This window comes from Apilactobacillus kunkeei DSM 12361 = ATCC 700308 (genome assembly GCF_001281265.1).
Classification (GTDB): domain Bacteria; phylum Bacillota; class Bacilli; order Lactobacillales; family Lactobacillaceae; genus Apilactobacillus; species Apilactobacillus kunkeei.
On sequence record NZ_JXDB01000009.1, the window covers coordinates 106,405 to 121,867 of the forward strand.

Below are 15,463 nucleotides of genomic sequence, written 5' to 3' on the forward strand. Positions count from 1 at the left end.
ACATATCATATGTTAGATTATAGTGAACAAAATAATTGGAAGAATGAATTTGGTAAATGCCAATCACCAATTATGTTATCAACTCATGATAGTCAACATCTTGCTGATTATCTGCCAATTCATGCCAATGAGTTCTATCAATTAAATACAGAAATTGATGACCAAACTACCATTCGTTTGACTGGAATGGGCCAAGCTACCATCTTTAATCGCGACTTCAAATTCAAACAAGTGCATTTTCATGCTCCTGCTGAACATATCGTCGACGGTAAGATAAATCCAATTGAAATTCATCTAGTTCATGAAAATGAAATTGGCCAAACTGTAGTAGTGGCAATATTTCCTACCTTGGGAAACGCTAACGCAGAGTTACAAGATATTATCAATAACTTTGAAGAAGGCAATCGCCACAGTGTGTCATTAAAACTAACCAACTGGATTTCCAGTCTTTCTACCGGTTTCCACTATCAAGGATCACTAACCACTCCTCCTTTAACAGAGGGTATTGAATGGTTAGTCATTGATAATTCAAATCTGACGGTAAGCCCAAAACAAGTCGACTGGTTCATTGCTCAATTCGGCAAAAACAATCGTGATTGCCAACCATTAAATGAAAGAAATGTTCAATATTACAACAAATAAAAGAAGCCACTAAAGTGGCTTCTTTTTTTATATTTCATCAATTTCTTTTAACAATTCTCTAATTTGCTTCTTTTGTTCCGCATTTGGTTTCCCCTCAGACATATTCATGATATCTAGTATTTGTTGACCATCATTGATTACATCTTCAGTCTTAGAATTCATATTTTTTAGATATGCTGTTGTTAAAATAGTTTGAAGATGTTCCATTGCATCTTCATCTCCATTCATAGAGCTTTTCCCCATTCTATGAATTAACATTTTTACATTTCTTAGTTTGCGTTTATTTTCCACGTGTTGATTATAATACGGTAGAAAAAGTGCAACGAATACTGAGGACGCTTCAGCAATCGCAGCGACCCACTCGGCCATATCACTATGCATATACAACCCTCCTTAATTTTTATTATTTTGTTAAATACTTATAAACCTGTTGTCCGGATTGACGACCAAATACCACTGTTTCCGCTATTGAATTACCACCAATTCGGTTATTACCGTGCAAACCTCCAGACGTTTCTCCAGCAGCAAATAAACCATTAATCACGTCATTGTTCTTGTCTAGAACTTGAGTGAAGTGGTTAATTTTAATGCCACCCATTGTGTAGTGAACGGCTGGAGCAATGTGAATGGCCATATAATCTGGATGAATTAATTGGCGACTCATTCCGGTGGTACGGCCAAGGTCATCCTTACCATCTTCAACAGCCTGGTTCCATTTTGCAATTGTATCTGACAATTTCTTTTCATCAGCACCAATTTTTCTTGCTAAGTCGATAATAGTATCTCCATGAATTACCATACCCATAGAATCATAAAACTTCACTGCTTGAGCATGATTGACCACTTCTTCATCTAAAATTAAATAAGCATGCTTAGTGTCTTGTTTGTTAATTGCATCAGTTACCTTCTGTCTAGTGTCCAGTTCATTAACGAAGCGTTCTCCCTTTGTATTTACCAAAATGGCACCTTCGCCACGAATAGCTTCACCAATTAAGAAGGCATGATCATTATCTTGTTGAACAGTTGGATGAACTTGAATCTTATCCATATCTACCAAAGCTGCCCCAACATTACTGGCTAGTTTTAAACCATCGCCGGTTGCTCCTTCTTGGTTAGTGGTACGGTAATGAGTCAGGTCATCACGGTATTGACCTATTAGTTGCTTGTTCGCACCAAAACCACCGGTAGCTAGAATGACCGCACCGGACTTGATTGAATGAACGTTGCCATCGGCATCCTTAACTTCAACACCTGAGATGTTAGCACCAGATTTATCAATTTTGGTAACATCAACATTGTTGTAAACTTCGATGCCCATCTTTTCGATGATTTGTAGGAAACTAGTTACTAAATAAGCACCAATCGGAGCTTGTGAACTTGGACGATGAGTACGCTTAGTATTCATCGCACCAGTAATTGTTAAGTCATCTAGTTTGATGTCGTGTTGAGCTAACCAATCAACGGTTAACGCAGCATGTTCGGTAAAGTATTTCAATAAATCAACATTATTTTGTTTGCCACCACCAATATATGTATCATTGTAGAAGTCTTGAAAACTGTCTACCACGTGGTGTTGTAATTGAACGGAAGTTTCAGCAGCATTCATTCCAGAAGAAGCTCTGGTCGAGTTACCACCTAACTTATCCATCTTTTCTAATACGACAGGTTTTAGACCCAGTTCTGCAGCTTGAATTGCACTAATTAATCCTGTGGCACCAGAACCAACGATTGCTACATCATATTGTTTCTTTAGTTCTTTGATGTCATTTGGATGAAAAATATATTTAGCCATAACCAAACCTCCTAATGTCATTATTTTAGTACAAAAAAAGCATTGTCCAAAAGACAATGCTTTAATTAGTTAAAAATTATTTAGTAAAATCGATAACCATTCTACCAACAATCTTACCGTTCTTCATTTCGTCGATAACATCGTTAATTTCTGATAGCTTTCTAGTGTGAACGATTGGCTTAACCTTACCTTCAGCACCGAATTGGAAAGTTTCACGTAGATCTTCTCTGGTACCAACTAGTGAACCTTCAACGTGGATTCCGTTCAATACAGTTTGGGCAATGTTTAGGTCCATGTTACCTTTTGGTAGCGCCACGGCAACTAGGTGACCGTCTGGACGTAAAGCATTGATAGCTTGATCAAAGGCGATTGGGTTAACAGCAGTGATAACTGAAACGTGGGCACCACCATTAGTTTCTTCCTTAACCTTTTCTGATAGGTTTTCTGAACGGTAGTCAATACCCTTCTTAGCACCTAGTTCTTCGGCCTTTTCTAGGTTGTTACCACGAGCAACGGCGATAACGTTTGCACCAAAGACGTTGTTGGCGAATTGAACACCTAGGTTACCTAAACCACCGGCACCTACCATTTCAACCCATTGACCTGGCTTAGTGTGACCAACTTTTAGTGCCTTGTACATAGTAACACCGGCACAAGTTAATGAAGTAGCTTCGATTGGGTCTAAACCTTCTGGAACCTTAACAGCGTACTTAGCATCAACAATTACTTGTTCAGCCATTGCACCGTCAACAGTAAAACCAGCATTCTTAACTTCTCGACATAATGTTTCTCTACCACTTAGGCAGTATTCACAATGACCGCATCCCTTGAAGAACCAAGCGATTGATACACGATCACCAATTTTTAGATTATCTACATCATCGGCAACTTGAATAACTTTACCTACACCCTCGTGACCGATAATACGGCCAGCTTGGTCACCAAAGTCTCCATTGGCAACGTGTAAGTCGGTGTGGCATAAACCACAGTATTCAACTTGAACTAGAGCTTCACCATTTTCAATTGGGCGAAGTTCAACATCTTTAACATCTACATATCCATCTGAGTTGTCTCTTACTACTGCAGCTTTCATTGATAAAATCTCCTTCATAAATACAAACTTGATATTGTTTTCACATATAATGTAACACCTTATAGTCAGATAATAAAGCTAAAAATAATAAATTTTTAATGACATTTTTATCATTTAGCTCTAACATTGTGAAAAGTATCACTATTCATAAGGGTTCTATCATTTTTCAAAAATTCTATCCTAATTTATTTTTTTATGTCATTAATGGTGATGGTCAAAAAATAAAATAAATAAAAAAGCTTAACCAAAATGGTTAAGCTTTTTTATTAATATTTTAGGTAGCCAAATACTTTAGAAAGAACTCTTAGATATTCTTTGTTCAATTCCCAACTACTTCTGTATTCTTTATAAGACTTTTTATCACTGTTTAATACTTCATTACCATGAATATAATACTTATCTGTATGTTTAAGTAATGCTTTATACTTTTTACTCTTATTAATACTTTCTGATTTTCTTTGAATAGAAGCTAATTTATCATAATCCTTTTTATCGATATGATTCTTTAGTAACGGAATGATATTTTTTTGCATTGCGCCAATGTACAATGCATAACCGTTAATTTGGACTACTTTATCATATAGCCTATCTCTAAATCTTTTTTGATTTCCATAAATGTACGGATCTAAAGTTGTCCACTTTTTGATATTCATTTTCACAGATTTTTGTAATTCTTTGTAGTTTGCCTTAACTGGTCTTTCATTGCTATGCCAGAGATTCTTTGAATATTTGTTGTATGGAAGATTTAAAGCATAAACTGCCGGATCACCAATTGGTGACCACATCGAATATGAACCAATCTCATCATTATAGATTGTAGCAACATGATAGAAAGTATCCTTACTTGTCTTATGGTTTACTTTCTTAACGTGTTTCTTAGCGGCATGTGCAGTTACATTACTTGTTTCAACACTAGTTAATGAACTAACAGCTCCTCCTAAAGTAAACACTACAGCAAATGTGGCAAATACTTTTTTTGCACTAATCATTTTATTATCCCCTTTAATTACTCATCTTTGGTGTATTTAATACCGGTACCTAATGCTGCTAAACCTTCTGCACTAGTAATTTTAAATGACTTTCTGTCGTCTGATAATTTCGCATGACCTACAGTACCATCGTTAAACTTGAAAGTAATGTTGTTTCCGTCGATAGAGTATGTACTCTTAATGTCTTTTCCATACTTTCTTAATTCGGTTACTGTGTTTCCATCAAACTTCATTGTATCTTTAGAAGTCATAAATCCCGCATTGATAGTGGCAGTATAACTACCGCTTAATTGATTTGGTGCGAAAGTACTCTTACCAACGTTGAAAATAAATAGGACGACAACGATGATTCCACCAATCCATACGCATTGTTGAGCTCTGTTTAAATTCTTGAATTTAGCTTTTAGATTATTCATATTTGTTCACCCTATTTTAATTCCTTTACTTTGCGGTAGATGTGATGATCATATTGAACCTTTAAGTGGTTCTTATTAATCTTGGTGATTGTAATCTTAGAATTCTTTGACGCTCTAAAGCTACTACCAGCATGAGTATCATATAGAATGGTAAACTTGTTGTGACCAACCACCTTGTATCTTAAATGGTAGTTGTCCAATGGTGGCATTCCTGCTTCCCATGAAGTAAATGTCTTGGCTCTCATATCCAATGTTTCCACTAGATCAGCACCAAAGTGCTTTGTTTCATACTTACCTCTTAGTGCCTTTGGCATACCGTGTTTCCAGGCAGACTTCTCATGTTTCTTGTGGCGCTTAGCTGCATTTGCAGTCACACCTGGTTGTACCATTTGAGTAGAAACAATAGCGCTACCACCCAAAATTGTTGCAACGGAAAGCGTTGCAATAATTTTATTTAATTTCATAATTCATCCCCCTTAATATTTATGTATATGAAATAAATAAATCAATTATAAATATTACCATAAAAAATAGAAAAATAAGAAAATGATAAGAATATTAAACTTTTCTTAAGGAAGTAAGACACTAATATACAAAAAAAGAGCCCAATTTCAATTGTTGAGCTCTTTTCATGTAGGAACTTATTATTCCCATTCAATTGTCGAAGGTGGCTTACTAGTAATATCGTATACTACACGGTTTACCCCTTCTACTTCGTTTGTGATCTTAGTTGAAATTTCTGACAAGACATCCCAAGGAATCTTAGCAAAATCAGCAGTCATTCCATCAATGGAATTAACTGCACGGATTGCGATGGTGTAGTCATAAGTACGACCATCACCCATTACACCAACACTTCTAAAGCCAGGTAAAATGGTGAAGTATTGCCAAATATCCTTATCTAATCCAGCAGCGGCAATTTCGCGACGTAAAATGTAGTCACTATCTCTAACAATTTCTAGCTTGTCTTCAGTAACTTCACCGATAACACGAATACCTAGACCAGGACCTGGGAATGGTTGACGCCATACTAAGTAGTCTGGCATTCCCATTTCTTCACCCAAGCGTCTAGTTTCGTCCTTGAATAATGAACGAACTGGTTCGATTAGTTTGAATTGTAGGTCTTCTGGTAGACCACCAACGTTATGGTGTGACTTGATAGTTTCAGCGGTGTTAGTACCACTTTCAATAACGTCAGTGTATAGGGTACCTTGAGCTAAGAAATCAACATCCTTAAGCTTCAAAGCTTCTTCATTGAAGACTTCGATAAATTCATTACCGATAATCTTTCTCTTTTGTTCAGGATCAGTAACACCGGATAACTTGTCTAAGAAACGTTTACTTGCATCAACTTGGATGATGTTTAGACCAAACTTACCTTCTAGACTATCCATTACTTCCTTCACTTCGTTCTTACGAAGTAAACCATGGTCAACAAAGATACAAGTTAGTTGATCACCAATGGCCTTGTTCAATAACACACCAGTTACACTTGAATCTACCCCACCGGATAGACCTAAGATAACTTTCTTGTCGCCAACTTCTTCTCTGATTTGCTTGATTTGTAAGTCAATAAAGTCATTCATTGACCAGTTAGCTTCTGCGCCACAAACGTTAAACACGAAGTTCTTTAGGATGTCAGTACCGTACTTGGTATTTCTAACTTCCGCATGGAATTGAATCCCATAGAACTTTCTAGCGGTATCTTGCATTGCAGTAATTGGGCAACCGTCAGCAGTTGCCACATTTTCAAAGCCATCTGGAACCTTACGTACAAGGTCTCCATGACTCATCCAAACTGGTTCTTCCTTAGGCAAATCTTTGAATAGTTCCGCATTATCAGACGTAATGTCGATGTCAGCGTGACCATATTGTCCATGGTCTTCTCCATCAACTTGTCCTCCACCTAGGTTATATGCCATTAGTTGCATACCATAGCAAATACCTAGAATTGGAATATTCATTTCGAAAATTTTAGGATCAACAGTCAATGCATCTTCAGCATAAACACTGTTAGGACCTCCAGAGAAGATAATCCCTTTAGGGTTAAAAGCCTTGATTTCGTCGATGGTCATATCATGGGGCTTTAATTCAGAATACACACCAAAATCACGGATACGACGGGTGATTAATTGATTGTATTGACTTCCAAAGTCAAGCACCAAGATTTTATCAAACGATGATAAATCCATTTCAGCCAAACCATTCACTCTCCAATCATTAAATTGTATTTATCATACATAGAAAAATGAATGGCGTCAAATTAAATCTAGTACTTTCTAAGCAAAATTTTATCGATACGATGGTTGTCTGTTTTGTGAATAATTAGGTCCGCCCTAGTCTTGGTAGGCTTAATATTTTCCAGCAAATTAGGTAAATTAATTTGTTGCCAAACATCCTTGGCGGTATCGATGGCCTTCTTACGATCGGTATGAGCCATTTCGTAGTAGTAGTTAGATGGATTTTGGAACGCGGTATCCATTAGCTCTTCGAAACGTTCGATGTACCATTGTTCAATCAAATCATCATCGGCGTCGATGTAGATGGAGAAGTCGGTAAAGTCGGAAACGTAGATTTGTTGGTTACTTGGTAGTTGTAACGTGTTAATCCCTTCGATAATCAAGACGTCTGGTTGGTCGATGATATCGAACTTGTCTGGAATGATATCGTAGACGTCGTGTGAGTAGACCGGTGCTTTGACGTTGTGTTTTCCTGACTTCACTTCGTTTAAGAAGTTAATCAATGACTTCATGTCGTAACTTTCTGGGAATCCTTTTCTGTCCATGATGCCACGACGTTTTAACTCAGCGGAATTGTACAAGAATCCATCGGTAGTGATTAATTGGATTTTCTTGTCTTCAAAGTATCTTGATAGTAGTACTTCCAATAGTCTGGCGGTAGTAGACTTACCAACGGCCACACTTCCGGAAATCCCGATGATAAATGGCACCTTACGGTCTTGTTTATCCAAAAAGGCGGTCTTGGTCTTTTGCCATTGGTTGAAGTTTTGGGTACAAAGGTCCAACAAATGAACGATGGGAATATAGACGTCGCGCACGTCTTGGATGGAAATCTCATCGTTAAAGGCCTTGATTTGTTTTAGCCCGTCGGTAGTAACGGGAATCGAGCGTAACTTGTATAAGTCCTTCCACTCGTCTTTCTTAAATGCGTAGTAATTGATTGGATCTGACAATTTTACGCCTCCGTTCAAATAAAAGTAGTACGTCCATAATACCACCGAACATCTTAAAAACGACATAAAAGCGCCTAATCCCTATGGATAGGCGCTTTTATTTGTTACTAATTCCGATTATTGTAAATCATATAAATCGCTAGGCACAACATCAAACAAATGAGTTGGCTTTCCTTCAGCGATAATTGTTAGTTCATGCATGGCACGAGTACAGATTGTGTAAACCAATTGACGGTCTGCTTCGTCACCAAAATGTTTGTCATCTGCGTCAAACATAACCACAGAGTCAAATTCTAGCCCTTTAGCAAGGTAAGCAGGTATTACTAGGGTTCCAGTGGTCAAGCGTTGGTTCTCGGTCTGTATAAGCGTATTTTTTACGTTTCTGTCGTCTAATTGTTCGGATAATAACTTCGCATCAGCCAAAGTTTTGACAATAATGGCTGTTGTATCGTGTTTTTCCTTATCATTATCAATTCTAGCAACTAATTTATCGAGTGCGGCATTCCTATTTTCTACAACTTGCATGACTGGTTTGTCCCCAACACGCGCGAATGATTCGATTTGGCTACCGCCTTCTAGAATGTGCTTAGTGAAGTCAGTGATTTGTTCAGTTGAACGGTATGACTTAGTAAGTTGCACGACGTTAGTCTTTTCAGGATCAAACATGGTTGATAGTTCTGATAGCAATGTATGACTATTTTCATGGGTGAAGATAGCTTGGTTCAAGTCCCCTAATAGGGTGAAACGAGCACGTGGGAAAGTGAACTTCATAAATGCCATTTGGAATGCGGTGTAGTCTTGGACTTCATCAATGAATAGGTACTTGATGTCGGTCTTAGGACGTTTACCTGAGATACGGTCGAATAGGTATAGGTATACTGAAACATCTGACATTGAGATGTGGCCGTTCTTCATTTGGTTGATTGAAGTATCAACTGACTTGGCCCAGTCTTCCTTGGTTAGGTCGTACTTGGATAAGTCGATTAGGTTTGGCACGTTTCTTAAGAAGTGCACTAGTTGGTTATTAACCCCTAGGAAACGACCGTGGACGATTTGTTTTCTAATACGCTTGAAGGCACCGATAACGATGTGTCTTGCTAGGAAGTCGAATTCTTTATCAGCATTTTCGAATTCGTCTGGATGGGCGTTTTGCACGGCTTGAATTTGTTCTCTACTCAAGTCTTGCACAGCTTGTTCTACCCATGGTTTCTTCATTTCGACTTTGACACGACGGTTCAAAATCTTGATTAAGCGTTCCTTGGTAGCGTCTAGACGATTTCTTAGGTTGTAGTTTTCATTAAAACTGTAGTAAATTTCTGCGATTTGTTCCTTTGAGATAAAGATATCGCCTTGGAACTTCAAGTTTTTGAACTTCATGTCTTCACTGTTCAAATGGTTAGTGTAGGCAGTTTCAGCCTTGAAGAATTCCAGACTATTCTTTAGGTTGTTGATGTTTCTTAGTTTCTTATCTTCAGAATTATCTTCTTCGAAACGTTCTGAAAGGGTTTCAACCTTAAACTTAGGCACACGCAAACTACTGTATTGGTAGTAAGTCATTTGCACCATATTTTGTTCACCCAATTCAGGCAAAACTTGGTTGATGTAATCATTAAACAATTGATTAGGTGAGAACAATACGACTTGCGCTGAACTTAGTTTTCCTCTGTATTGGTACAGTAGGAAAGCGACACGTTGCAATACTGCAGCGGTCTTACCTGAACCAGCGGCCCCTTGCACGAATAACAAGTCGGACTTGGTATCTCTGATAATCTTGTTTTGTTCTCTTTGGATGGTAGTAACGATACTCTTCATCTTAGTATTGGACTTACCATTTAGGTTATCCAATAGCATTTGATCTCCAACCACTTGGTCGGTATCAAAGATGGTTTCAATCTTGCCATCCTTGATTTGGAATTGACGTTTTAAAGTTACGTTTACGGTTTGTTCACCCATTGGTGTGTGGTAGGTCAATTTACCAATTTTGCTATCGTAGTAGATACTCGAAATTGGAGCACGCCAGTCATAAATCAAATAGTGATCTGGACTATCGGCAAAAGAACCTAAACCGATATAAATAGTTTCTGCCTTGTGTTCGCCTTCTTCTTCGAAGTCTAGACGAGCAAAGTAAGGACGTTCTTGCATCTTGGCAAGCTTGTCGTATTCCTTAGTTGCATGTTTCCAACTATTTTCACGTTCTTCTAGCATTTGTTGTTGTTGGCGAATGGAGACTGATGTTTCCATCATTCCAGAGTAAGTACTGGTCTTCAAACGCACATCATTATAGAAGTTTTTATTGATATCGTGTTCATCTTTTTCGGCACGATTAATTTTCTTAACGGCTTCAGCTTTGGCAACTTCAACCTTGGCTAAAACATCATTTAAGTGTTTTTGTTCTTGTTCTTTAATTGATTCAGACATTTGAGCTACGCTCCTATCTTAAAATTTGGTTATTAATTTTAGCACATATATGATAGAAAGAAAAGTCATCCCAGACTTAACCTAATCTTTTCTCTACCTCTTCCATATATGATAAAATGTAGGCATACAAATATGTCAGGAGGTTTTTTCTGATGATTAACATTTATCTTGTTCGTCATGGACAAACTTATTTAAATAAATACAACCGTATTCAAGGAATCGCTAACGCCCCTCTTACTGAAAAGGGAATTGCCGATGCCATTGATGCCGGAAAAAGATTAAGTTCAATTACATTTAATCACGCATATTCCAGTGATATGCCTCGTGCTTTTGATACTGGAAAATATGTATTGCAACAAAATCCCTCAGATATTGAAGAACCTATTGCAGATAAAGCTTTCCGTGAAGAAAACTTTGGTTACTTTGAAGGAAACGATAGCGAAGCTGCATGGCACCAAATTGGTGGACCAGACGGCATGGACAATTACGCCAAGATGATTAGCAAACTAGGTATGGGTGGTACAGCCGATTTAATCGCTGCCCACGATCCATACGGTGATGCTGAAAACAATCAAGACTTATTGAATCGTTTCATCCCTGGCTTAAAGAAAGTCATTCAAAACGCTAACGACGGTGACAACATCATGATTGCGGCTCACGGTACCATCATCAGATGGGCTGTTGACCAATTCAAGGATGACACCATCGACGTTTCCGAACCAATCGAAAACGGAAGTGTTTCAAAGCTAGTATCAAATGCTCACGCCAGTGAAATCAGCGTTGAATACTACAACAACTTAAGTGAAAACGTCTAATCAACGTAAAAATAACCGTTACTTAACAAAGTAACGGTTATTTTTTTAGCTGTTTAAGCGATCCTTGTACATTTGAATTTCGTCATCGGCAGCACGAACATAATGGTTAGGAGCAATTTCAACTAACTTACGTTGCTTTCCGTCACTTTCAACACTTGCATCGTAATCTACGATCTCACGTTGTCTTTCAAATTCAGGGTCCGGTACTGGAACAGCTGAAAGTAAACTTCTAGTGTAGTCGTGTAATGGATGAGCATATAGTTCATCGGCATCAGCGATTTCTAACATACGACCATAGTGCATGACACCGATACGGTCACTAATGTATTTAACCATTGATAAATCATGGGCAATAAATAAGTATGTTAGCTTACGTTTCTTTTGTAAGTCCTTAAGTAGGTTAACTACTTGGGCTTGGATTGACACGTCCAATGCTGAGATTGGTTCATCGGCAATGATGAACTTAGGTTTAACAGCTAAGGCACGGGCAATCCCAATTCTTTGACGTTGTCCACCAGAGAATTCATGCGGATATCTATTGGCATGTTCTTTGTTCAAACCAACAGTTTCCAATAATTCTTCGACTTGGGCATCACGATCAGCCTTGTCTTTGGCTAAGTGGTTAATGTCGATACCTTCTGCAATAATGTCTTTAACCTTCATACGAGGGTTTAATGATGCGTAAGGGTCTTGGAAGATAGTTTGGATATCACTTCTGAATTCTTTTTCATCTTTTTTAGTCTTTAATTTTGAAACATCTTTACCTTCAAAGATGATTTCGCCACCTGTTGGTTCATACAAATGACTAATTGCACGACCTGTGGTTGTCTTTCCGGAGCCAGATTCACCAACTAGTCCGAAGGTTTCCCCTTCATGGACGTTGAAGGTAATATCATCAACAGCTCTAACTTCGTCTTTACGACCAACGTTAAAGTATTGTTTTAAATTCTTTACTTCTAAAATTTTTGGTGCATCTTTATCTAACATATTGTCACCACCTATCCTTGTTTAGTATTTTTAAAGTGTTCTTGACGCTTTACGATGTCAGCTGGTGGAGTCACTTTAGGAGCTCTATCATCTAACAACCATGTTGCCGCGTAGTGAGTGTCAGAAACTTTAAAGAATGGTGGTTGTTCAATTGTGTCAATCTTTAATGCATACTTATTTCTAGCAGCAAATGCATCCCCTACTGGTGGTTCCAATAGGTCTGGAGGAGTACCTGGGATTGATGGTAATACATCTTCGTCGGTATCCAAAGTAGGCATTGAACCTAATAATCCCCAAGTGTATGGGTGCTTTGGATTGTAGAAAATTTCATCAACAGTTCCGTATTCAACGATTTTACCCGCATACATAACTGCAACACGATCAGCCATTCCTGCAACTACCCCTAAATCATGGGTAATGAAGATGATTGAAGTGTTAATCTTAGTTTGTAATTCCTTCATTAATTCCAGAATCTTAGCTTGGATGGTAACGTCCAACGCAGTGGTTGGTTCATCAGCGATTAAGATTTCTGGGTAGTTTACTAACGCAATCGCAATCACGATTCTTTGTCTCATCCCACCAGAGAATTGGTATGGGTAGTCATTGATTCGTTCTTCGGCATTAGTAATACCTACAAGTTTCAACATTTCCAAGGCTTTAGCCATTGCTTTTTCTTTGGATAAACCTTGGTGAATCATTAGTGGTTCAGCAACTTGACGACCAATCTTCATAGTTGGGTCCAATGAAGTCATTGGATCTTGGAAGATTTCAGCAATCTTGCTACCACGTAATTTACTTAATTCTTTTTCATCTAGTTTTAAAATGTCTTGGCCATCGAATTCGATGCTTCCATCGACAACATCAGCGTTGGCTGCGTTCAAACCCATAATGCTTCGAGTAGTTACTGATTTACCAGAACCTGATTCCCCAACGATTGCTAGGGTTTCACCCTTCTTTAAATCAAAACTAATGTCACGAATGGCTTGAACAGTACCCGCGTAAGTTTTGAAATTAATTGATAAATTTCTAACTTCTAGGATGTTTTCCTTGTTTTCCATTCTTGTCACCTACTCTCTTGATTTAGGGTCAAATGCATCTCTTAGACCATCACCTAAAATGTTGAATGCAATCATTAATAATGAAAGAACGATTGCTGGAACCCACATTTGATATGGTAAGAATTGGAATGACTTTTGACCGTTACTAATCAAAGTACCTAATGAAGCTGCTGGAGCTGGAACCCCAATTCCGATAAATGATAGGAATGCTTCGAAGAAGATAGCACTTGGAATAGTGAACATAGTATTAATAATGATCACTGAAGTTAAGTTTGGTAATAAGTGCTTGAAAGCAATCTTAAATGAACTTTCACCCAGCGAACGTGCAGCTAGCACGAATTCTTGACTCTTTAGTTCAAGTGTTTGAGCACGAACTAAACGAGCCATGTTGATCCAACTGGTAAATGCAATCGCGATGATGATTGCAGGAATACCTGGTTTTAATACCAATAGTAGAAGAATCATCACAACTAGGTTAGGAATTGATAGTAGGATTTCAATGACACGTTGCATGAAAGTATCAACTTTTCCACCAATCCAACCTGAGATAATTCCGTAAGCAACCCCGATAGTCAAATCGAAGAAAGTTGCAACAACGGCGATTAATAGTGAAATTCTAGTACCGAATAATGTTCTTGCGAACAAGTCACGACCTAAGTAGTCACTACCTAACCAGAAGTAATGGTTAGCAGCAGCACCAGTATAGGCGTTAACACGTGCTCCACCTTGCACTAAAGTTCCATTAAATCCAGGAATGTCAATTCCAGGAATACGTGGTGGTAAGTTGTTTAAGTTTGGATGAGTTGAAATGCTGCTGAATGCAGGAATCAATGCTGATCCAAATGATACGACAAATAAGAAAATCAAAATGTATAGTGAAATCATTGCCGCTTTGTTTTTCTTTAGACGACGCCATGAATCCTTCACAAAAGTAAGAGAAGGAGCCGCAATTTTTTCATTATCTAAATGTGCACCATCTGATAATGGTTCAAAGGCGTCTTTTGGTAGTTGTTTTGCTTTATCTGCCATTTTATTCTCTTCCCCCTGCTACTCTGATTCTTGGATCGATTATTCCGTATACGATGTCGGTGATTAATAATACGACACATAATAGGAAACAATACATAACTGTAAGTCCCATGATTGTTGGGTAATCGTTTGTTAACACTGAGTTAACGAATTGTTCACCAATACCTGGAATTGCGAAAATGTTTTCAACAACTAGCGATCCAGTCATGATGTTTACGGCCAATGGACCGATGATTGTTACCAATGGGATTAAACTATTTCTTAGAGCATGGTGGTAAATAATACCGAATTTGCTTAGTCCCTTGGCTCTTGCTAGTTCAATGTAGTCTGAACTTAAAACGTCAACCATTTCAGTACGTACGAAACGTGCCGATTCGGCTAATGGCATTGCTGCCAATGCTAATGTTGGAAGAATTGTGTATGCAAATCCACTCCAACCGGCGATTGGTAGTAATCCCCACTTCAAAGCAATTACGTATTGTAGTAATACTGAGAAGACGAATGATGGAATTGAAATTCCTAGAATTGAGATGATAGTAGTTGAAGTATCAACCCAAGTACTCTTCTTGATTGCCCCGATAGCACCAACAATGATACCAGCGATAACACCGACAACCATTGCTTGAGCACCCAATAGAAGTGATGGTCCCATACGACTTGAGATTAGGTATGAAACTGGTTGATCACTGAATTGGAATGATGTTCCAAAGTTACCGTGAACAGCGTTCACTAGGTAACTAATATATTGTTGCCAAACTGGTTTATCCAAGCCGTATTGTTTTAACACCATATAACGTTCGGCTGGGGAAAGTTTGGCTTCGTTAGTCAACGGTGTTCCTGGCATTAACTTCATTAAGAAGAACGTCACAGTCACAACTATGAATAACGTTAATAACAAGTAAAAAACTCGTTTTGCTAAAAACTTAACCATATTTTTTATCCTCACAATCTTTCGGGAAAATGCCCCTTTATGTACGGAAGAGTTTTAGATTCGACTATATCCATTATAGTAGTTATCTAAAACTCTTCTC

Annotated in this window: 15 protein-coding genes; 2 read left to right on the plus strand and 13 right to left on the minus strand. The window is 38.0% G+C overall.

Annotation, left to right across the window (positions count from 1 at the left end; translation table 11 throughout):
- The first annotated feature begins 9 nt into the window (after positions 1-9).
- Positions 10-642, plus strand: coding sequence for a carbonic anhydrase family protein (locus RZ79_RS05280; protein ID WP_054450370.1), 633 nt, complete (start codon positions 10-12; stop codon positions 640-642).
- 27 nt (positions 643-669) lie between these two features.
- On the opposite strand, the gene RZ79_RS05285 is transcribed toward RZ79_RS05280, so the two are convergent.
- From RZ79_RS05285 to helD, 9 genes are all read right to left on the minus strand, one after another.
- A complete protein-coding gene (locus tag RZ79_RS05285; protein ID WP_054450372.1) occupies positions 670-1,023 on the minus strand; it encodes a hypothetical protein in 354 nt (117 codons plus the stop codon).
- Between the two features lie 22 nt (positions 1,024-1,045).
- Positions 1,046-2,434, minus strand: coding sequence for a flavocytochrome c (locus tag RZ79_RS05290; RefSeq protein ID WP_054450374.1), 1,389 nt, complete (start codon positions 2,432-2,434; stop codon positions 1,046-1,048).
- A gap of 76 nt (positions 2,435-2,510) precedes the next feature.
- A complete protein-coding gene (adhP, locus tag RZ79_RS05295; protein WP_034535094.1) occupies positions 2,511-3,527 on the minus strand; it encodes an alcohol dehydrogenase AdhP in 1,017 nt (338 codons plus the stop codon).
- Between the two features lie 266 nt (positions 3,528-3,793).
- Positions 3,794-4,516: a hypothetical protein gene (locus tag RZ79_RS05300; RefSeq protein WP_054450377.1), complete on the minus strand. Its 723-nt coding sequence runs from the start codon at positions 4,514-4,516 to the stop codon at positions 3,794-3,796.
- 17 nt (positions 4,517-4,533) lie between these two features.
- Positions 4,534-4,932, minus strand: coding sequence for a lipocalin family protein (locus RZ79_RS05305; RefSeq protein ID WP_054450379.1), 399 nt, complete (start codon positions 4,930-4,932; stop codon positions 4,534-4,536).
- A gap of 11 nt (positions 4,933-4,943) precedes the next feature.
- Entirely contained in the window at positions 4,944-5,396 is a 453-nt protein-coding gene (locus RZ79_RS05310) for a hypothetical protein (RefSeq protein WP_054450382.1), read from the minus strand.
- A 180-nt stretch (positions 5,397-5,576) separates the two neighbouring features.
- Entirely contained in the window at positions 5,577-7,124 is a 1,548-nt protein-coding gene (gene guaA / locus RZ79_RS05315) for a glutamine-hydrolyzing GMP synthase (RefSeq protein ID WP_080997482.1), read from the minus strand.
- Positions 7,125-7,201: 77 nt separating this feature from the next.
- A complete protein-coding gene (coaA, locus tag RZ79_RS05320) occupies positions 7,202-8,125 on the minus strand; it encodes a type I pantothenate kinase (protein WP_054450383.1) in 924 nt (307 codons plus the stop codon).
- A 117-nt stretch (positions 8,126-8,242) separates the two neighbouring features.
- Positions 8,243-10,543 (minus strand): RNA polymerase recycling motor HelD, encoded by a 2,301-nt coding sequence (helD, locus tag RZ79_RS05325; RefSeq protein ID WP_054450389.1) that lies wholly within the window; start codon positions 10,541-10,543, stop codon positions 8,243-8,245.
- A gap of 152 nt (positions 10,544-10,695) precedes the next feature.
- Here helD and RZ79_RS05330 point away from each other — a divergent pair, with 152 nt between their 5' ends.
- Positions 10,696-11,358, plus strand: a complete 663-nt coding sequence (locus tag RZ79_RS05330; protein WP_326865216.1) for a histidine phosphatase family protein — start codon at positions 10,696-10,698, stop codon at positions 11,356-11,358.
- 45 nt (positions 11,359-11,403) lie between these two features.
- On the opposite strand, the gene RZ79_RS05335 is transcribed toward RZ79_RS05330, so the two are convergent.
- The 4 genes from RZ79_RS05335 to opp3b are packed head-to-tail and all read right to left on the minus strand — an operon-like array spanning position 11,404 to position 15,363.
- Entirely contained in the window at positions 11,404-12,345 is a 942-nt protein-coding gene (locus RZ79_RS05335) for an ABC transporter ATP-binding protein (protein ID WP_034531457.1), read from the minus strand.
- An 11-nt stretch (positions 12,346-12,356) separates the two neighbouring features.
- Positions 12,357-13,403, minus strand: coding sequence for an ABC transporter ATP-binding protein (locus RZ79_RS05340; RefSeq protein WP_054450395.1), 1,047 nt, complete (start codon positions 13,401-13,403; stop codon positions 12,357-12,359).
- A 9-nt stretch (positions 13,404-13,412) separates the two neighbouring features.
- Complete coding sequence (locus RZ79_RS05345) at positions 13,413-14,432, minus strand: ABC transporter permease (RefSeq protein ID WP_034535080.1); 1,020 nt, start codon at positions 14,430-14,432, stop codon at positions 13,413-13,415.
- Position 14,433: 1 nt separating this feature from the next.
- Entirely contained in the window at positions 14,434-15,363 is a 930-nt protein-coding gene (gene opp3b, locus RZ79_RS05350) for an oligopeptide ABC transporter permease (protein WP_053795722.1), read from the minus strand.
- Between the last annotated feature and the right edge of the window lie 100 nt (positions 15,364-15,463).